The following is an 18,164-nucleotide window of genomic DNA, read 5'->3' as shown; positions in this document are numbered from 1 at the left end:
CGTTCGCGAGGTAATCGTGCGAAAGCCCTTCAAGCTCCTCCCCTGGTTGATCTGCGGCCTGCTCCTGGCCGGCTGCTCCAGCGGTCCGCGCATCAATGACGACTATACCGCCCGCGATCAGGACAGCCGGGTGCAGTACATCGTGCTGCACTACACCGCGGCCGGCTCCCAGCAATCGCTCAAGCTGCTGACCCAGGCCGGCGTCAGCGCCCACTACCTGATCGACACCGATGGCACGGTCTATCGCCTGGTGGACGAGAATCGCCGTGCCTGGCACGCGGGCGTGAGCGAATGGGAAGGCCGCACCTGGCTCAACTCCACTTCGATCGGCATCGAGATGGTCAACCTGGGCTTTCGCGACACCCCGGCCGGACGCCAGTGGTATCCCTTCAGCGAAGCCCAGATCCAAGCGCTGATTCCGCTCCTCAAGGACATCGAACAACGCCATGGCCTGGATCGCCGCGCCATCATCGGGCACAGCGACATCGCTCCGGGGCGCAAGCAGGACCCAGGCCCGCTGTTTCCCTGGGCGCGCCTGGCCGCGGCGGGCCTGATCAACTGGCCGGATCCGGCGGTGGTTGCCCAGCGCCAGGCCAGCTTGGGCAGCGTGCTGCCGCCGCCGGCCTGGTTCCAGGATCAGCTGGCTCGGATCGGTTATGCGGTGCCCCGCACCGGCGTGCTCGATGCGGCCACCCGCGACGTCATCGGCGCCTTCCAGATGAAGTACCGGCCGGGCCGTTTCGACGGCCAGCCGGATCTGCAGACGGCGGCGCTGCTGCTCAGCCTGCCCAGCGGTCGCTAGGCGGCCGGAGGCGACTTACAGCCGTACGCTGGCAAAGGTGGATTCGCCCTGGGCCTGGCTCAGGGCCGCCAGCGCGGACGAGGCCGGCATCAGCGACAGCTCCTGGGACAGCGGCATCAGCGCGATGGGCTGCTGGATGGTCGGACCCTGGCGCTCGTCGCGCGGCGGGATGCCGAAGTATTCGCGGTAGCACTTGGAGAAGTGCGGGGTGGAGACGAAGCCGCACACCGAGGCCACCTCGATGATCGACAGGGTGGTCTGCTTGAGCAGCTGCCGGGCGCGGATCAGCCGCAGCTTGAGGTAGTAGCGCGACGGCGAGCAGTGCAGGTACTTCTGGAACAGGCGTTCCAGCTGGCGCCGGGACACGTCCACATAGACCGCCAGTTCGTCGAGGTCGATGGGTTCTTCGAGGTTGGCTTCCATCAGCGCCACGATTTCCTGCAGCTTAGGCTGGTTGGTGCCCAGCATGTGCTTGAGGGGGACGCGCTGGTGATCCTGCTCGTTGCGGATGCGCTCGTAGATGAACATTTCCGAAATCGCCGCCGACAGCTCGCGGCCATGCTCGCGGCCGATCAGGTGCAGCATCATGTCCATTGGTGCGGTACCGCCCGAGGCGGTGCAGCGATTGCGGTCGATGGTGAACAGCCGGGTGCTGAGCACCACGCGCGGATAGGCTTCCTGCAGGGCCGCCAGGGTTTCCCAGTGAACACTGCAGTCGTAGCCGTCGAGCAGGCCGGCCCGGGCCAGGGCCCAGCTGCCGGTACAGACCGCACCAAGCTTGCGGCCCTGGCGCGCCTGGCTCTGCAGCCAGGTGCAATGTTCGCGCGACACGCTGCGCTGGATGCCCACGCCACCACAGACGATCACCATGTCCATGACCGGAGCGGCGCTCACAGCGCTGTCCGGAGTGATCTGCAGGCCATCGCTGGCGCGCACCGGGCGGCCATCCAGGCTCAGGGTGCACCAGCGATAGAGCTCCCGTCCCGATAACTGATTCGCCATGCGCAACGGCTCCACCACCGACGCCAGGGAGATGAGTGTGAAATTGTCCAGCAGCAGAAAGCCGATGGACTGGATCGCACGGGCCTGTGACGAGGTGGGAATGGGCGACATGGTTTGAATCTCCTTCACGCAGGCTGGGGCCCTTGGCTGGGCTCTAATGAGGTGCGGCGGACAACGTTGGGCGAAAGATGTGTCGCGGACGCATAAGTCATGTCGCAATTCCCATGCCGAAAATGGGTGAACCCCCACGCAGGCAGGCTGTCTGGGGCGAATAACCCATTCAGCAGCGCTCAATGGCGTTGATTAGCTAGGGTTTTTATTTGCGACCTTTCGGGTCCGAGACCGACCTTTTACCGATGGCACTTCGCCAGATGTATTCCATCGGTAACACCAGGACGTAACCAACGCGCGCCAAAATGTGGCATGGCGACTCAGTGGGCACGGTTGTAGGTCAGGCTTTTCAACCGTCTGTCGCCCTTCTGGCTACTTATGGCGAAAAGCCACCAAGGCCCGAGCCAGACGGACCGGTACGTGCAGTGACCCGTGCCCTTCCCCTTCGCGAACCCTGGAGTTCAGGATGAAAATCCCCCAAGCGCTGTGGTTGTCCGGCCTATTGCTGAGTTCGACCGTGCAAGCGGGCGAGGCCGAGAGTTGTCAGCAGGTGCGCCTGGCCGATGTCGGCTGGTCGGATCTCAATATCACCAACGCCACGGCCCGCTATCTGCTCAGCGCCCTCGGTTACGAGACCGAGGTACTGCGCCTGTCCCTGCCGCAGACCTACGACGCCCTGGCCGCGGGCGAGGCCGATGTCTTTCTCGGCAACTGGATGCCGGCGCAGGCCAAGCTTAGCCAGCCGCTGGTCGATGCGGGTACGGTCGAACGCCTGCACGCCAACCTGCAAGGCGCCCGCTACACCCTCGCGGTGCCCCAGTACGTCTATGACGCCGGCGTGAAGAACGTCGCCGACATCGCCCGCTTCGCCGACCGCTTCGATCACACCCTCTACGGCATCGAGCCCGGCAATGACGGCAACGCCCTGGTCAAGAAGATGATCGCCAGCAACGCGTTTGGCCTAGGCGACTTCAAGCTCGACGAATCCAGCGAGCAGGGCATGCTGACCCAGGTGCGGATGAAGGAATTGCTGGACCACCAGTGGATCGTCTTTCTTGGCTGGGAACCCCATCCGATGAACGTCCGGCACAAGTTGGCCTACCTCGACGGCGGCGATGACTACTTCGGGCAAAATCAGGGCGGGGCGACGGTCTACACGGTGGTGCGCAAGGGCTATGCCCAGCAGTGCCCCAACGTAGCACGGCTGTTGGGCAACCTGGAGTTTTCCCTGGACATGGAAAACCAGCTGATGGATCGGGTGCTCAACGAAAAGGACAATCCGCGCCGCGCTGTGCGCAACTGGATCAAGCGCAATCCCGAACGGCTCGATGCCTGGCTCAAGGGTGTCGCCACCCGCAGCGGCGCACCGGGCAGCGCTGCGGTGAAGGCCAGTCTGGCCAACTGATTCGCGGTCGCTTCAGCCACCGCCGACACCTCTGGGTAGCGGCCCGCCGCCGCAAAGAGCACTGCTGCCCGCCTCTTTCGCTCGGCCGCCGCGCTCTGGGTGCGGACGTGCCCCGGGGCTCACGCTGGATACGACATTTCCGCTTCTGGTTACGACGCCGCGTACACTGGTAGCGACGCAGGCGGTAGGCGAGCCTGGGGGGATGGGTTACAGATAAATACACGTGGGGCGCACCGAAAGGTACCCCGCCAAACGCAAGGAGATGTGTCCATGAAAGGTTGTTCCCGTTGGCTCTTGAGTGCTGCCCTGCTGGCGCCACTCGCTGTTCAGGCGGCCGAGCCGGCTTCCTGTGCCAAGGTGCGCTTTGCTGACGTCGGCTGGACCGACATCACCGTGACCACGGCCGTGACCAGCGAGGTGCTGCACGCCCTCGGCTACCAGACCACGACCAACATGATCTCCGTACCGGTTACCTACAAGTCCTTGCAGAACAAGGATATCGACGTCTTCCTCGGCAACTGGATGCCGAGCATGGCGGCAGACATCAAGCCGTATGCCGACAACGGCAGCGTCGAGACCGTGCGCGCCAACCTGGAAGGCGCCAAGTACACCCTGGCCGTCCCCCAGTACGTCTACGACGCCGGGGTCAAGAGCTTCGCCGACATCGCCAAGAATGCCGACAAGTTCGACGGCAAAATCTACGGCATCGAGCCGGGCAACGATGGCAATCGCCTGATCCAGGGCATGATCGACAAGAACACCTTCGACCTGGGCAAGTTCAAGCTGGTGGAGTCCAGCGAGGCCGGGATGCTGTCGCAGATCCAGCGCGCCGAGCGGCGCCAGCAGTGGGTGGTCTTCCTCGGCTGGGAACCCCACCCGATGAACACCCGCTTCAAGATGGCCTATCTGCAAGGCGGCGACGACGTCTTCGGTCCCAACTATGGCGGCGCCACCATCTACACCAACGTCCGCAAGGGCTACGTCCAAGAATGCCCCAACGTGGGCAAGCTGCTGACCAATCTGTCCTTCACCCTGGACATGGAAAACCAGCTGATGGACAAGGTCCTCAACGAAAAACAAGCCGCGAGCGCCGCCGCCAAGGCCTGGCTCAAGGCGCATCCGCAGGTGCTCGACCAGTGGCTGGCCGGCGTGACCACCCGCGATGGCAAGCCTGCGCTGGAGGCGGCGAAGACCGCCCTGGCCCCTTGATCGAACACTAACATTCGACTGTCCCGCGCCAGTTCGGGCGGGTACTGCCACAGCCGAAGCACGAATCAGCGGTTCTCGTGCTTCGACCTGTCCACTCCTACCTGACGGGCACCGTTATGTTAATCACCGACCACAAGCTCCCTCTCGGCCAGCAGATCGCCGATTTCATCGACTGGCTGACGCTGCATGGCGCCAGCGTCTTCGACAAGATCTCCGATGTGCTGTCCGGCCTCATCCACGGCCTCACCGCCGGCCTGATGTGGTTCAACCCGCTGGCCTTCATTGCCCTGGTCGCGGTAGGGGTCTATCTGCTGCAACGCAGCATCGGCCTGGTGATCTTCGCCCTCGTCTCCCTGCTGCTGATCCTCAACCTGGGGTACTGGCAGGAAACCATGGAAACCCTGGCCCAAGTGGTCTTCGCCACCCTGGTGTGCATCGCCGTGGGCGTGCCGCTGGGCATCATCGCCGCGCACAAGCCCTGGTTCTACACCGGCCTGCGCCCGGTCCTGGACCTGATGCAGACGGTCCCCACCTTCGTCTATCTGATTCCGACCCTGACCCTGTTCGGCCTGGGCGTGGTTCCCGGGCTGATTTCCACGGTGGTCTTCGCCGTGGCCGCGCCGATCCGCCTGACCTGCCTGGGCATCCAGGACGTTCCCGCCGAGCTGATGGACGCCGGCAAGGCCTTCGGCTGCTCGCGCTGGCAGCTGCTGACCCGCATTGAGCTGCCCCACGCCATGCCCAGCATCGGCGCCGGCATCACCCAGTGCATCATGCTGTCGCTGTCCATGGTGGTGATCGCCGCCCTGGTAGGCGCCGACGGCCTCGGCAAGCCGGTGGTGAACGCCCTCAACACCGCGGACATCGCCCTGGGCTTCGAAGCCGGCCTGTCCATCGTCCTGATCGCCATCCTGCTCGACCGGGTGTGCAAGCAACCCGCCCCACGCGAGGTTAAATAAGTCATGACCGCCATTCGTTTCGAACACGTCGACGTCATCTTCGGCAAGCAGAACAAGCGTGCCCTGGAGCTGCTCGACCAGGGCAAGGGTCGCAGCGAGATCCTCCAGGAAACCGGGCAGGTACTGGGTGTCGAGGACGCCTGCCTGGAGGTCCAAAAGGGCGAGATCTGCGTGCTGATGGGCCTGTCCGGCTCCGGTAAATCCAGCCTGCTGCGCTGCATCAACGGCCTCAACACCGTGAGCCGCGGCAAGCTGCTAATCGAGCACAAAGGCAGCGAAGTGGACATCGCCAACTGCTCGCCCGCGGTACTCAAGGACATGCGCACCACGCGCATCGCCATGGTGTTCCAGAAGTTCGCCCTGATGCCCTGGCTGACCGTGGCTGAGAACGTTGGCTTCGGCCTGGAAATGCAGGGTCGCTCGGCTGCCGAACGCAAGAAGCTGGTGGACGAGAAGCTCGAGCTGGTCGGCCTGACCCAGTGGCGCAACAAGAAGCCCGATTCCCTCTCCGGCGGCATGCAGCAGCGCGTCGGTCTGGCCCGCGCCCTGGCCATGGATGCCGACATCCTGCTGATGGACGAGCCCTTCTCCGCCCTCGATCCGCTGATCCGCCAGCAACTGCAGGACGAATTGCTGCAGCTGCAGGCCAAGGTCAACAAGACCATCGTCTTCGTCAGCCATGACCTCGACGAAGCCCTCAAGATCGGCACCAACATCGCCATCATGAAGGACGGTCGCATCATCCAGCACGGCCGTCCCGAAGACATCGTGCTCAACCCGGCGGACGAATACGTGCGCACCTTTGTCGCCCACACCAATCCGCTCAACGTGCTCAGCGGCTACAGCCTGATGCGTGGCCTGGACAAGTGCGGGCGCGAGGGCAACGAGATCTGCCTGGAGCGCAGCCACGACATCTGGCTCGCCTTAGACAACCAGACGGTCAAGGCCCTGCGCCGCGGCGGCGAGAGCCTGGCCCTGCAACGCTGGACCCCGGGTATGCCGGTCACCAGCCTGCAGCGCCAGCCGACCTTGGCACCGGCCGACATCCGCATGCGCGACGCCCTGGAGATCCGCTACCACACCGGGCACAAGCTGGTGCTGGAGACCGACGGCCGCGCCGTGGGCATCCTCGGCGACAAGGAGCTTTACCACGCCCTGCTGGGCAAGAATCTGGAAAAGGCCGGCGAAGACGTTGCCCCGCCCGCGGTCCGCTCGACCCTGTCCCAGGCGGGCTGATCGCCCGCTCGCCACCCGTCTCTCCGCTGCAGAGGCGGGTGCGCATCTCCCTCCTGCTCCACTGCCAACAGAGCTAGCAGGCCCGCCTGGCCGGCTCCCGCCTCCCATGATCCTGAGCACCGCTTTTGGCCCTGGCCAAAAGACGCGCAGGCGCCTTCTTCGGCAGCGCCTGATGAGTGCTGCCGAGCGACGGGGACAGGATTGAGATGACACAAGACAGGCAGGCTGCGAGCGCCTCGGCGATCTCACAGCCTGCCTGGAGAGGTAGCGGGAAGACCTAGAGCACTACCGTCCGCCCCGCGTTGAGGAAGACGCGGCGTTCCAGGTGATAGCCCACCGCGCGGGCCAGAGTCAGGCACTCGATGTCGCGGCCGCGGGCCACCAGATCCTCGGCGTAGTGGGCATGGTCCACCGACTCGACGCCCTGGGCGATGATGGGGCCCTCGTCCAGGTCGTTGTTGATGTAGTGCGCGGTGGCGCCCACCAGCTTGACGCCCTTGGCATAGGCTTGGTGATAGGGCCGCGCACCCTTGAAGCCCGGCAGCAGCGAATGGTGGATATTGATCGCCCAGCCATCGAGGCGGCGGCACAGCTCGGGCGACAGTACCTGCATGTAGCGCGCGAGGATCACCAGCTCGGCACCGGTCTCCTGCAGCACCTGCCAAACCCTGGCTTCCTGGGCCGGCTTGTCCTGGGGGTCCAGCGGGAAATGGTGATAGGGAATGCCGTGCCAGGCCGCCAGCGGCTCCAGATCCGGATGGTTGGAGATGACCGCCACCACGTCCATGGGCAACTGGCCGATGCGCTGGCGATAGAGCAGGTCATTGAGGCAGTGGTCGGCCTTGGAGACCATGATGGCGACCTTGGCTCTATAGCCGGGCGGAGTCAGCTCAAAGGTCATGTCGAAGGGCGTGAAGCGCAGGTCCAGGCCGACGCGGAACAGGCCTTCGTTGAAGTCGCTGGGCACCTGGAATTCCACCCGGATGAAGAAGCGCTGGGCTTCGCGATCGTCGAAGCTGTGGTGCTGGGTGACATAGCAGCCCTGCTCGAACAGATAGCGCGTAACCACGTCCACGGTGCCGAGGCGACTCGGGCTCTGGGCGGTGAGAATCCAGGTATCGGGCGTGCGGCTCATGATGAATTCCTTTGCATGGAGATGAAGCCAGAATCACAAAACCCGACCTGCGCATCACGCAGGTCGGGTTCGAGAGAGCGACTAGACGCAGCGACCGATCAGGCCTCGATGCGCAGTCCGTACTCGGCGCTCGCGTCCTGCAGCCACAGCCAGACGTAGTCGGCGAAGCTGCGGCGCACCACCAGTTCCCAGGTGTCTTCCGCGGTGTGGCGGATCACCAGCTGGGATTTGGCGAACACCGTCCCCACGGCCTTGCCCACCGGGAAGTTGTCCGGGTGGACGTCGTAGGAGGTGGACTTCATCAGCACTTCACGCACCTTGGGTCCCTTGAGCTCGACCAGCGTCTGGCCGCCACCGACGTTGATGATGGCGACATGGCGCTCGCCCAGCGCCTGGCGCAGGGCCTGCTCGGTGGCGAACTCGCTGCCACCGGGTACCACCAGCAGCCACTCGTCCGGGCCAAGCCACTGCAGCGAGCTCTCGCCCTTCTGGGTGATCGCCAGCGGACCGGGCACTTCCAAGCCGACTACGCTCTGCACGGCGCCGGTAAAGCCTTCGTCATGGGCGTCGCCACGCAGCACCAGGTGACCCAGCAGGGCCCGCTCGCGCAGGGTCACCCCGGCAGTGGCCGGGCCGCGACCGACGAGCTTGTTCAGCTCGGCGTGGAACAGCGGGGATTCGGCGCGCGCCTTGGCGGAGTATTGGTCGTACACATTGATGTTGTTCATGGGGCGCTATCCTCGTTAGGCGACGTTCTGCCGCTCACCCTTGGGGTCGTAGAACACCGGCGAGACGATCTCGGCAGCGATGTAGCGGCCATCGGCCAGCGGGGCGTAGACGGTCTGGCCCATGCGGCCCAGCCCACCCTTGACCATGGCCATGGCGAAGCCGTAGCCCAGGGTCGCGCTGTGGTAGCTGGAGGTCACGTGACCAACCATGTCCATGGGGATCGGCTGGTTGCGCTCGAACACCAGTTGCGCGCCTTCCGGCAGGACGTCGCGGGCATCCAGGGGCTTGAGGCCGACCAGTTGCTTGCGATTCTCGCGGACGCAGTCCACGCGATGCATGCCGCGCTTGCCGATGAAGGAGAAGCTCTTGTTCAGGCTCACCGCCCAGCCCATGCCCAAGTCCTGGGGCGTGACCGAACCATCGGTGTCCTGACCGATGATGATGAAGCCCTTCTCCGCCCGCAGCACGTGCATGGTCTCGGTACCGTAGGGGGTGAGGTCGAATTCCTTGCCGGCGGCGACCACCTGCTCCAGCACGCCCATGGCGTAGTTGGCCGGCACGTTGATCTCGTAGGAGAGCTCGCCGGTGAAGGAGATGCGGAACACCCGCGCCGGCACCCCGCCCACCTGCCCTTCCTTCCAGGCCATGAAGGGGAAGGCGGCGTTGTCCAGATCGATGTCGGTCAGCTTGGCCAGCAGCTTGCGGCTGTTGGGACCGGACAGGGTCAGGGTCGCCCAGTGGTCGGTGACCGAGGTGAAGTACACCTCCAGTTCCGGCCATTCGGTCTGGTGGTAGAGCTCCAGCCATTCGAAGACGCGCGCGGCGCCACCGGTGGTGGTGGTCATCAGGAAGTGGTTGTCGGCGAGACAGGCGGTAACGCCGTCGTCGAAGACCATGCCATCTTCCTTGCACATCAGGCCGTAGCGGGCCTTGCCGATGTCCAGCTTGGTCCAGGCGTTGGTGTAGACGCGGTTGAGGAATTCCCGCGCATCCTTGCCCTGGATGTCGATCTTGCCCAGGGTCGAGGCGTCGAGCAGGCCGACGCTGCGGCGCACGGCCAGGCACTCGCGATTGACCGCGGCGTGCAGGTCCTCGCCCGCCTTGGGGAAGTACCAAGGGCGCTTCCACTGGCCGACGTCCTCGAACAGGGCGCCCTGCTTGAGGTGCCAGGCGTGCAGCGCGGTGTAGCGCTTGGGCTCGAACAGGTGGCCGCAATGCCGTCCGGCGATGGCGCCGAAGGTGATAGGCGTGTAGTTCGGGCGGAACATGGTGGTGCCGACTTCCGGGATGGCCTTGCTCTGGATGCGGGCAGCGATGGCCAAGCCGTTGATGTTGCCCAGCTTGCCCTGGTCGGTGCCGAAGCCCATGGCGGTGTAGCGCTTGACGTGCTCGATGGACTCGAAGCCCTCGCGGCAGGCCAGCTCGATGCCGGCAGCGGTCACATCGTTCTGCAGGTCGACGAATTGCTTGGGGGCGCGCGACGACGGCTTGTCGTGGGGCACCTGGAACAGTGCCAGACTCGGCTCTTCCTGGCGGAACTCGACCTGGGGCAGCTCGCCGCTGACCACCTTGGCGCCGGCTTCGGCTGCGGCAGTGGCGCCCGCCTCGAAACCGTCGGCCAGGACATCGCCCAGGGCGAATACGCCATTCACCCCACCGGCGCAGACGCGCTTCTGCGGCGCCGGACCGGGCACGAAGGCCTGGATGTCTTCCCGCCACTGCGGACGACCGCCCAGGTGCGAGGCCAGGTGGACCACCGGGCTGTAGCCGCCGGAGGTGGCGATGAGGTCGCAATCGACCCACTCGCCACCACCCAGGGTGCGGAACGCGGTCAGGTCGATGGTGGCGATTTTGGCCCCGGTCACCCGGGTGTTGCCACGGGCTTCGCTCACGGCGGTACCGCCCATGACGCGCACGCCACGCTTGCGCACTTCCTCGACCCAGGCGCCGCGGGGGTTGGGCCGCGCATCGGCCACGGCCACCACCTGGCGACCGGCTTCGAGCCAGTCCAGGGCCACGCGGTAGGCATAATCATTGTTGGTGGACAGCACCAGGCGCTGACCCGGGGCCACGGCATAGCGGCGGATGTAGGTGGACACGGCGCCGGCCACCATGTTGCCTGGCAGGTCGTTGTTGGCGTACACCAGCGGCCGCTCGTGGGCGCCGGTGGCCAGCACCACGCGGGTGGCGCGGACACGGTGCAGGCGCTGACGCACCTGGCCATGGGGCGCGCGATCACCCAGGTGATCGGTGAGTCGCTCGTGGATGGTGAGGAAATTGTGGTCGTGGTAGCCGTTGACCGTGGCGCGCGGCAGCAGCACCACGTTGCCCAGGCCCTGCAGCTCGGCCACGGCCTTGGCGGCCCAGTCGGCGGCCGGGGCGCCATCGAGACGCTCGCGGCTGTCCAGCAGGCTGCCACCAAATTCTTCCTGTTCGTCGGCCAGGATCACCCGGGCGCCGCTGCGACCGGCGGCCAGGGCCGCGGCCAGACCGGCAGCGCCACCGCCCACCACCAGCACGTCACAGTGCTGGTTGAAGTTGTCGTAGGTGTCCGGATCGACCTGGGTCGGCGCACGGCCGAGGCCGGCAGCCTTGCGGATGTACTTCTCGTAGGTCATCCACAGGTTCTGCGGATACATGAAGGTCTTGTAGTAGAACCCGGGCGGCATCATCTTGCCGCCGACCTTGCCGAGGATGCCCATGAGGTCGTTGTTGACGCTCGGCCAGCCGTTGGTGCTGGCGGAGACCAGGCCCTGGTACAGCGCCTGCTGGGTGGCCCGCACGTTGGGCACCTGGGTGGCCTCGGTGGCGCCGATCTGCATGATGGCGTTGGGTTCTTCGGCACCCGCGGCGACGATGCCGCGCGGTCGGGAATACTTGAAGCTGCGCCCGATCACGTCCACGCCGTTGGCCAGCAGCGCCGAGGCCAGGGTGTCACCCTTGAAGCCCTGGTAGGTCTGACCGTTGAAGGTGAAGGTGATGGCCTGGCTGCGGTCCAGGCGGCCGCCCTGGGTGAGTCGATGGACCTGGCTCATGTGCGCTCTCCTCGCTCGGTGAAGCGGGGTTGCTCGCCGATCGGATAGGTTTCGAGAATTTCGTAGGTCTCGGTGTTGCGGGTCGCGTTGAAGTACTGGCGGCAGCCCGAAGCGTGGACCCACAGCTCGTGACGCAGGCCGCGCGGGTTGTCGCGGAAGAACATGTAATCGCCCCACTCCGCGTCGCTGCAGGCCTCGGGATCCAGCGGACGCGGGATGTGCGCCTCGCCGGCGGCGTGGAATTCTTCTTCGGAGCGCAATTCCCCGCAGTGGGGGCAGTGGATGTACAACATGCTCGGGCTCCTTAGTGCGCGACGGCCGCTGCGCCGTGTTCGTCGATCAGCGCGCCGGTGTGGAAACGGTCGATGGAGAAGGGCTTGGCCAGCGGATGCATCTCGCCGGAGGCCAGGGACGCCGCGAAGACGTTGCCCGAGCCAGGGGTGGCCTTGAAGCCGCCGGTCCCCCAGCCGCAGTTGAAGAACAGGTTTTCCACCGGGGTCTTGGAAATGATCGGGCAGGCGTCAGGCGAGGTGTCGACGATGCCGCCCCACTGGCGGTTCATGCGTACCCGCGAGAGGATCGGGAACATCTCGACGATGGCCTGCAGGGTGTGTTCGATCACCGGGTAGGAGCCGCGCTGGCCATAGCCGACCCAGCTGTCGATACCGGCGCCGATCACCAGGTCGCCCTTGTCGGACTGGCTGATGTAGCCGTGCACCGCGTTGGACATGATGACGCTGTCGATGATGGGCTTAATCGGCTCGGACACCAGCGCCTGCAGCGGGTGGGATTCCAGCGGCAGGCGGAAGCCAGCCAGCTTGGCCATGTGCCCGGAGTTGCCGGCGGTGACCACGCCGACGCGACGGGCGCCGATGAAGCCGCGGTTGGTTTCCACGCCGATTACCTTGCCGTCCTGCTTGCGGAAGCCGGTGACCTCGGTCTGCTGGATCAGGTCGACGCCCAGGGCGTCGGCGGCGCGGGCGAAGCCCCAGGCCACGGCGTCGTGACGGGCCACGCCGCCGCGGCGCTGCACGGTGGCACCGAAGATCGGGTAGCGGGTGTTCTTACTGCAGTCTAGGTAGGGAATCTCCTCGGCCACCTGGCGGGTGTCGAGCAGTTCGCCGTCCACGCCGTTGAGGCGGTTGGCACTGACCCGGCGCTCGGAATCGCGCATGTCCTGTAGCGTGTGGCAGAGGTTGTAGACGCCGCGCTGGGAGAACATGACGTTGTAGTTGAGGTCCTGGGACAGGCCTTCCCACAGCTTCATGGCGTGCTCATAGAGGTGCGCCGATTCGTCCCACAGGTAGTTGGAGCGGACGATGGTGGTGTTGCGCGCGGTGTTGCCGCCGCCCAGCCAGCCTTTCTCGATCACCGCGACGTTCTTCACGCCGAACTGCTTGGCGAGGTAGTAGGCGGTGGCCAGGCCGTGACCGCCACCACCGACGATGACCACGTCGTACACCGGCTTGGGCGTCGGGGTGCGCCACATCCGCTGCCAGTTCTCGTGATGGCTCAGGGAGTGCTTGAAGAGGCCGAAGCCGGAATAGCGTTGCATCTGGAGACTCCTGCAGACGACGCCCCTTTCCGCGAGAGGGAAAGGGGTTGGATAAGGGTTGCGTCAGGCGCGCGGCGACTAGCGGTAAACCGGGTAGTCGCGGCACAGCGCAGCCACCTGGCGCGCCACCTGGGCTTCCACATCGGCATCGCCGAGGTGGTCGAGGATGTCGCAGATCCAGCCCGCGACGCGTTCGCTTTCACTGACGCCCAGGCCACGGGTGGTCAGGGCCGGGGTGCCGATGCGCAGACCCGAGGTCACGAAGGGCGACTGGGGATCGTTGGGCACGGCATTCTTGTTCACGGTGATGCAGGCGCGACCCAGGGCGGCGTCCGCATCCTTGCCGGTGATGCCCTGCTTGATCAGGCTGACCAGGAACAGGTGGTTGTCGGTGCCGCCGGAGACCACGTCGTAGCCGCGCGCCTTGAACACACCGGCCATGGCCTGAGCGTTCCTGATCACCTGCTGCTGGTAGGTCTTGAAGCCCGGCTCCAGGGCTTCCTTAAAGCACACCGCCTTGCCGGCGATGACGTGCATCAGCGGGCCGCCCTGGGCGCCCGGGAACACCGCGGCGTTGAGCTTCTTCTCAATGTCGGCGTTGGCCTTGCACAGGATCAGGCCGCCACGCGGGCCGCGCAGGGTCTTGTGGGTGGTGGTGGTCACCACGTCGGCGAAGGGCACCGGGTTGGGATAGACACCTGCGGCGACCAGACCGGCCACGTGGGCCATGTCGACGAACAGCAGGGCACCCACGCTGTCGGCGATGGCGCGGAAGCGCGGGAAATCCAGGGTCTTGGAGTAGGCGGAGAAGCCCGCCACGATCATCTTGGGCTTGTGCTCCTGGGCCAGGCGCTCGACCTCGTCGTAGTCGATCAGGCCGGTGTCGGTGTTGATACCGTACTGCACGGCGTTGTAGAGCTTGCCGGAGGAGCTGACCTTGGCGCCGTGGGTCAGGTGACCGCCATGGGCCAGGCTCATGCCGAGGATGGTGTCGCCGGGCTGCAGCAGCGCCAGGTAGACCGCCGAGTTGGCCTGGGAGCCGGAGTGCGGCTGGACGTTGGCGTAGTCGGCGCCGAACAGCTGCTTGGCGCGCTCGATGGCCAGCTGCTCGACCTTGTCGACATGCTCGCAGCCACCGTAGTAGCGCTTGCCCGGATAGCCTTCGGCGTACTTGTTGGTCAGCACGCTGCCCTGGGCTTCCATGACGCGCTGGCTGGTGTAGTTTTCGGAGGCGATCAGTTCCAGGTGATGCTCCTGGCGCCGCGCTTCCTCGCCCATGGCGGCGAACAGCGCATCATCGTAGCCCTGGATTTGGTCCTGCTTGCTGAACATCGCGGCGCTCCTAAAGTCTGTGGCGGTGAAAACCACCCCCTTGCCGCGATGGTAGGCCCCGCCCCAGACCCCAAGATGCCTGTTTACGCCCCGGGCCGGCGCGTTTGCGACAGCCACTCAACGGGCGAGTTCTGCCGTTCGCCGGGTCCTATCAAGTCGGCTCCGTTGGCGCCGATAGGCTGGTTACATCTTTGTCCCAGCCAGCGAGTTCTGCCATGTTCAATGCGCATCTAAAGAAGACCATCGCTCGGCTGGAAGCCGAGCAGCATGCCAATCAGGGCCTGACCCAGGCACTGGAGCGTTCCATGGCGGTGATCGAGTTCGATCTCGACGGCACCGTCCTGCGCGCCAACGACAACTTCCTCCGCCTGACCGGCTACCGCGCCGACGCGCTGGTCGGCCAGCACCATCGTCGTCTCTGCCCCGCCACCGTGGTCCAGGGTCGCGACTATGGCGATTTCTGGGCGCGCCTCAAGCGTGGCGATTTCGTCTCCGGCACCTTCCAGCGGCTGGACGCCCAGGGCCGTACGCTCTGGCTGGAAGCCAGCTACAACCCGCTGCCCGACAGCAGCGGCAAGATCGCCAAGGTGGTGAAGTACGCCCTCGATGTCACCGCCCAGGTCGAGCGCGACAGCGAAGCCCAGAGCAAACTCAAGGCGCTGGACCGCGCTCTGGCGCGCATCGAGTTCGACCTGGACGGACGCATCCTGGATGCCAACGACAACTTCCTGGCCACCCTGGGCTACAGCCTGAAGGAGATCCAGGGCCAGCCGCATCGCCTGTTCTGCGAGCCGGCCCTGGTCAACAGCAGCGAATACGCCGACTTCTGGCGCCGCCTCAATGCCGGCGAATTCTTTCGCGGCCAGTTCAAGCGCCTGGGCAAGCATGGGCGGGTGATCTGGCTGGAAGCGAGCTACAACCCGGTGTACGACGCCACCGGCCGGCTGTACAAGGTGGTCAAGTACGCCAGCGACATCAGCGAGCGGGTGGAAAAGCACGAAAGCGACGGGCGCAGCGCCTCGCGGGCCTATCACATCTCCGCCGAGACCGAGAAGGTCGCCGAGCACGGCACCCGGATCATCCAGGCCGCCGCGGGCGAGATGCGCGAGATCGCGCACAACGTCAGCGCCTCCGCCGAGGTGATCGGCCAGCTGGGTCAGCGTTCCGAGCAGATCACCGCCATCGTCAACACCATTCGCGGCATCGCCGACCAGACCAACCTGCTGGCGCTCAACGCCGCCATCGAAGCGGCCCGCGCCGGTGACCAGGGTCGCGGCTTCGCCGTGGTCGCCGACGAAGTTCGTCAGCTGGCAGGACGCACCAGCAGCGCAACGGCGGAGATTGCCGAGATGATCGGCCGGATTCTCAGTGAAACCCAGCAGGCGGTCGCCAGCATGGAGAGCACCCAGGGCCGGGCGGCCAAGGGCGTCGAGCTGGCGGACCAGGCCGGCGCGGTGATCGTGCAGATCCGCGATGGCGCCAGCGACGCCGTGGAAGCCGTGAGCATGTTCGCCAGCAAGCTGGACGAATCCGAGGTGATTCCCAAGGGCGCGCGCAACTGGGTGGGGCATTGAGGCCACGGGCTTGATCGGGATCAAGCGACCCTGACAGCCAGGGTCTAGCATGAAGGCATACCCCTCTCGTGGAGATGCCCCATGCACACTGTCCTGGTCGCCTACGACGGTTCCCCCAGCGCCGACAACGCCCTGCGCTATATCCTCGACTTGGTGAAGGCGGGGCTGACGCTGGAGTTGCATCTGCTCAACGTTCAGAACGAGCCGGAGATCTATGGCGCGCCCTTCGACGACCGCATCCTGCGCGAATGGCGCGGCAGCCTGCAGGACAAGGCCGAGGACATCCTGGTCAGAGCGCGCCCTGCTCTGCTAGAAGCCGGCATCGAGGCCCAGACCCACGTCGGTTTCGGCGGCATCGCCGAGACCATCGGCGAGACGGCGCGGCGACTGCAGGTGGACACCGTGGTTATGGGCACCCGCGGCCTGGGCTCGCTCAGCGGCCTGCTGCTCGGCTCGGTGGCGCACCGCGTGGTCCATCAGGTGCCGCTGCCAGTGATCCTGGTGAAATAGCCGCCCAACAAAAAACCAGCCCGCAGGCTGGTTTTTTCGTTTCAGGGCACCGTGTGGATCAGATGCTCAGGGTCCAGTCGTAGTCGACGATCAGCGGCGCGTGCTCGGAGAAGCGCGGTTGCCGCGGCAGGCGCGCCGAGCGGACGAAGCGACGCAGACCCGGGGTGAGGATGTTGTAGTCGAAGCGCCAGCCCAGATTCAGGTGCTCGGCCTGGTCGCTGTCCGGCCACCAGCTGAACTGGTCGCCTTCGCGGCTCACTTCGCGCAGGGCATCCACATAGCCCATGTTGCCGATCACCTCGTCCATCCAGGCCCGCTCGGGCGCCAGGAAACCGGGGATCTGCTGGCAGTCGCGCCAGTTCTTCACGTCCTGCTTCTGATGCGCCACATACAGCGAGCCACAATAGATGTACTCGCGGCGCTTGCGGCGCTGCTTGTTCAGGTAGTGGGTGAAGTCGTCCATGAACTTGAATTTCATGTTCAGATCTTCATCGCCGCGCTTGCCCGAAGGCAGCAGCAGGGTGGCGATGCTGACCTTGTCGAAGTCCGCCTGCAGATAGCGACCGAAACGATCGCAGGACTCGAAGCCCAGGCCGCTGATCACCGCTTTGGGCTGGACCCGCGTATAGAGCGCGACGCCGCCCTGGGACGGCACTTCGGCGTCGCAGGCATAGAGGATGTAACCCTCCAGCGCATAGGCCGGGTCGTCCATGTCGTAAGAAGAGGCGCGGGTATCCTGCAAGCAGATCACGTCGGCATTCTGCGCCTTGAGCCAAGGCAACAGGCCCCGCTCCACAGCGTCCTGAATACCATTGACGTTCAAGCTGATGATCCGCATAAATGGCCCCCAAAAAATCGTGGATGTATGATACCCGAGCTAAACCGGTTTAGCTAAATACAAGCCGCGCAAGGACTTATATGCAGGCGTATCAGCGTAATTTCATTCGTTTCGCCATCGAGCGCGGAGTTCTGCGCTTTGGTGAATTCACCCTGAAATCGGGTCGCATCAGCCCTTATTTCTTCAACGCCGGCCTGTTCCACAGCGGTTCGGCGCTGGCCCAGCTCGGTCGCTGCTACGCCGATGCGCTGGTCCAGGCCAATCTGCCGTTCGACGTCCTCTTCGGGCCGGCCTACAAGGGCATCCCCCTGGCTGCGGCTACGGCGGTGGCTTTGGTCGAGCACCATGGCCGCGACGTGCCCTGGTGCTTCAACCGCAAGGAAGCCAAGGATCACGGCGAAGGCGGCCTGCTGGTGGGCGCGCCCCTGACCGGTCGGGCGCTGATCATCGATGACGTCATCACCGCCGGCACCGCCATTCGCGAGGTCATGCAGATCATTGAAGGCCAGGGTGCCAGCGCGGCCGGGGTGCTCATTGCCCTGAATCGCCAGGAGCGTGGTCGCGGCGAGTTGTCGGCCATCCAGGAAGTCGAGCGTGACTACGGCATTCCGGTGCTCAGCATCGTCGCCCTGGATCAGGTGCTCGAATACCTGGCCGAGGATGCCGAGCTCAAGCGTCACCTGCCCGCTGTCCAGGACTATCGCGCTCAATACGGCATCTAGCCGCCAGCCC

General features: G+C 65.3%; 16 protein-coding genes and 1 pseudogene. 9 read left to right on the top strand and 8 right to left on the bottom strand.

Annotation, left to right across the window (positions count from 1 at the left end; translation table 11 throughout):
* Window positions 1-16 precede the first annotated feature (16 nt).
* Complete coding sequence (locus tag FHR73_RS14970) at window positions 17-802, top strand: N-acetylmuramoyl-L-alanine amidase (protein ID WP_183632304.1); 786 nt, start codon at window positions 17-19, stop codon at window positions 800-802.
* A gap of 15 nt (window positions 803-817) precedes the next feature.
* Here the strand turns inward: FHR73_RS14970 and FHR73_RS14965 are convergent, their stop codons facing one another.
* Complete coding sequence (locus tag FHR73_RS14965; RefSeq protein ID WP_037006569.1) at window positions 818-1,915, bottom strand: GlxA family transcriptional regulator; 1,098 nt, start codon at window positions 1,913-1,915, stop codon at window positions 818-820.
* A 466-nt stretch (window positions 1,916-2,381) separates the two neighbouring features.
* Between FHR73_RS14965 and choX the strand changes: the two genes are divergently transcribed.
* The 4 genes from choX to choV all read left to right on the top strand — a co-directional run bounded on the left by choX (window position 2,382) and on the right by choV (window position 6,724).
* Window positions 2,382-3,320: a choline ABC transporter substrate-binding protein gene (gene choX, locus FHR73_RS14960; protein WP_183632303.1), complete on the top strand. Its 939-nt coding sequence runs from the start codon at window positions 2,382-2,384 to the stop codon at window positions 3,318-3,320.
* Between the two features lie 270 nt (window positions 3,321-3,590).
* The gene (locus FHR73_RS14955; RefSeq protein WP_017639238.1) at window positions 3,591-4,529 is read left to right on the top strand and encodes a choline ABC transporter substrate-binding protein; all 939 of its coding nucleotides are present in this window, start codon (window positions 3,591-3,593) and stop codon (window positions 4,527-4,529) included.
* Window positions 4,530-4,645: 116 nt separating this feature from the next.
* Window positions 4,646-5,488 (top strand): choline ABC transporter permease subunit, encoded by an 843-nt coding sequence (gene choW, locus FHR73_RS14950; RefSeq protein ID WP_007160036.1) that lies wholly within the window; start codon window positions 4,646-4,648, stop codon window positions 5,486-5,488.
* Window positions 5,489-5,491: 3 nt separating this feature from the next.
* A complete protein-coding gene (choV, locus tag FHR73_RS14945) occupies window positions 5,492-6,724 on the top strand; it encodes a choline ABC transporter ATP-binding protein (RefSeq protein WP_007160037.1) in 1,233 nt (410 codons plus the stop codon).
* A 277-nt stretch (window positions 6,725-7,001) separates the two neighbouring features.
* Here the strand turns inward: choV and purU are convergent, their stop codons facing one another.
* The 6 genes from purU to glyA form a co-directional block, all read right to left on the bottom strand.
* Window positions 7,002-7,859, bottom strand: coding sequence for a formyltetrahydrofolate deformylase (purU, locus tag FHR73_RS14940; protein WP_042134842.1), 858 nt, complete (start codon window positions 7,857-7,859; stop codon window positions 7,002-7,004).
* 98 nt (window positions 7,860-7,957) lie between these two features.
* Window positions 7,958-8,587, bottom strand: coding sequence for a sarcosine oxidase subunit gamma (locus tag FHR73_RS14935; RefSeq protein ID WP_183632302.1), 630 nt, complete (start codon window positions 8,585-8,587; stop codon window positions 7,958-7,960).
* A 15-nt stretch (window positions 8,588-8,602) separates the two neighbouring features.
* Window positions 8,603-11,623, bottom strand: coding sequence for a sarcosine oxidase subunit alpha (locus FHR73_RS14930; RefSeq protein WP_183632301.1), 3,021 nt, complete (start codon window positions 11,621-11,623; stop codon window positions 8,603-8,605).
* Window positions 11,620-11,916: a sarcosine oxidase subunit delta gene (locus FHR73_RS14925; protein WP_183632299.1), complete on the bottom strand. Its 297-nt coding sequence runs from the start codon at window positions 11,914-11,916 to the stop codon at window positions 11,620-11,622. The genes FHR73_RS14930 and FHR73_RS14925 overlap by 4 nt, the downstream gene beginning before the upstream one ends.
* 11 nt (window positions 11,917-11,927) lie before the next feature.
* Window positions 11,928-13,178 carry a sarcosine oxidase subunit beta family protein gene (locus FHR73_RS14920; protein WP_017639231.1) on the bottom strand — a complete coding sequence of 417 codons (1,251 nt, stop codon included), beginning with the start codon at window positions 13,176-13,178 and terminating at the stop codon, window positions 11,928-11,930.
* A 78-nt stretch (window positions 13,179-13,256) separates the two neighbouring features.
* Window positions 13,257-14,510: a serine hydroxymethyltransferase gene (glyA, locus tag FHR73_RS14915; protein ID WP_183632297.1), complete on the bottom strand. Its 1,254-nt coding sequence runs from the start codon at window positions 14,508-14,510 to the stop codon at window positions 13,257-13,259.
* Between the two features lie 215 nt (window positions 14,511-14,725).
* On the opposite strand from glyA, the pseudogene FHR73_RS22830 reads away from it, so the two are divergent.
* The 3 genes and pseudogenes from FHR73_RS22830 to FHR73_RS14905 form a co-directional block, all read left to right on the top strand.
* Window positions 14,726-15,496, top strand: a pseudogene (locus FHR73_RS22830) (PAS domain-containing protein); the annotation flags it as partial.
* Window positions 15,497-16,084, top strand: a complete 588-nt coding sequence (locus FHR73_RS22825; protein ID WP_409258688.1) for a methyl-accepting chemotaxis protein — start codon at window positions 15,497-15,499, stop codon at window positions 16,082-16,084. It begins immediately after the preceding pseudogene.
* Window positions 16,085-16,165: 81 nt separating this feature from the next.
* Window positions 16,166-16,594 (top strand): universal stress protein, encoded by a 429-nt coding sequence (locus FHR73_RS14905; RefSeq protein WP_183632294.1) that lies wholly within the window; start codon window positions 16,166-16,168, stop codon window positions 16,592-16,594.
* 58 nt (window positions 16,595-16,652) lie between these two features.
* On the opposite strand, the gene FHR73_RS14900 is transcribed toward FHR73_RS14905, so the two are convergent.
* On the bottom strand, window positions 16,653-17,432 hold the full coding sequence (locus tag FHR73_RS14900; protein ID WP_027598631.1) for an exodeoxyribonuclease III: 780 nt from the start codon (window positions 17,430-17,432) through the stop codon (window positions 16,653-16,655).
* 80 nt (window positions 17,433-17,512) lie between these two features.
* On the opposite strand from FHR73_RS14900, the gene pyrE reads away from it, so the two are divergent.
* Complete coding sequence (gene pyrE / locus FHR73_RS14895) at window positions 17,513-18,154, top strand: orotate phosphoribosyltransferase (RefSeq protein ID WP_158890670.1); 642 nt, start codon at window positions 17,513-17,515, stop codon at window positions 18,152-18,154.
* Window positions 18,155-18,164 lie beyond the last annotated feature (10 nt).

It is taken from the genome of Pseudomonas sp. AS2.8, assembly GCF_014190935.1.
Lineage (GTDB): Bacteria > Pseudomonadota > Gammaproteobacteria > Pseudomonadales > Pseudomonadaceae > Chryseomonas.
The sequence above is the reverse complement of the archived record's forward strand: the minus strand, read 5'-3'. Positions and strand labels throughout refer to the sequence as shown.

Excerpts from the sequence above, each read along its gene's own strand:
- choV (WP_007160037.1), top strand. The coding sequence starts at position 5,492 with ATGACCGCCATTCGTTTCGAACACGTCGACGTCATCTTCGGCAAGCAG.
- FHR73_RS14925 (WP_183632299.1), bottom strand. The coding sequence starts at position 11,916 with ATGTTGTACATCCACTGCCCCCACTGCGGGGAATTGCGCTCCGAAGAA.
- FHR73_RS14955 (WP_017639238.1), top strand. The coding sequence starts at position 3,591 with ATGAAAGGTTGTTCCCGTTGGCTCTTGAGTGCTGCCCTGCTGGCGCCA.
- FHR73_RS14920 (WP_017639231.1), bottom strand. The coding sequence starts at position 13,178 with ATGCAACGCTATTCCGGCTTCGGCCTCTTCAAGCACTCCCTGAGCCAT.
- purU (WP_042134842.1), bottom strand. The coding sequence starts at position 7,859 with ATGAGCCGCACGCCCGATACCTGGATTCTCACCGCCCAGAGCCCGAGT.
- FHR73_RS14935 (WP_183632302.1), bottom strand. The coding sequence starts at position 8,587 with ATGAACAACATCAATGTGTACGACCAATACTCCGCCAAGGCGCGCGCC.
- FHR73_RS14930 (WP_183632301.1), bottom strand. The coding sequence starts at position 11,623 with ATGAGCCAGGTCCATCGACTCACCCAGGGCGGCCGCCTGGACCGCAGC.
- FHR73_RS14900 (WP_027598631.1), bottom strand. The coding sequence starts at position 17,432 with ATGCGGATCATCAGCTTGAACGTCAATGGTATTCAGGACGCTGTGGAG.
- pyrE (WP_158890670.1), top strand. The coding sequence starts at position 17,513 with ATGCAGGCGTATCAGCGTAATTTCATTCGTTTCGCCATCGAGCGCGGA.
- FHR73_RS14965 (WP_037006569.1), bottom strand. The coding sequence starts at position 1,915 with ATGTCGCCCATTCCCACCTCGTCACAGGCCCGTGCGATCCAGTCCATC.
- FHR73_RS14905 (WP_183632294.1), top strand. The coding sequence starts at position 16,166 with ATGCACACTGTCCTGGTCGCCTACGACGGTTCCCCCAGCGCCGACAAC.
- choX (WP_183632303.1), top strand. The coding sequence starts at position 2,382 with ATGAAAATCCCCCAAGCGCTGTGGTTGTCCGGCCTATTGCTGAGTTCG.
- choW (WP_007160036.1), top strand. The coding sequence starts at position 4,646 with ATGTTAATCACCGACCACAAGCTCCCTCTCGGCCAGCAGATCGCCGAT.
- glyA (WP_183632297.1), bottom strand. The coding sequence starts at position 14,510 with ATGTTCAGCAAGCAGGACCAAATCCAGGGCTACGATGATGCGCTGTTC.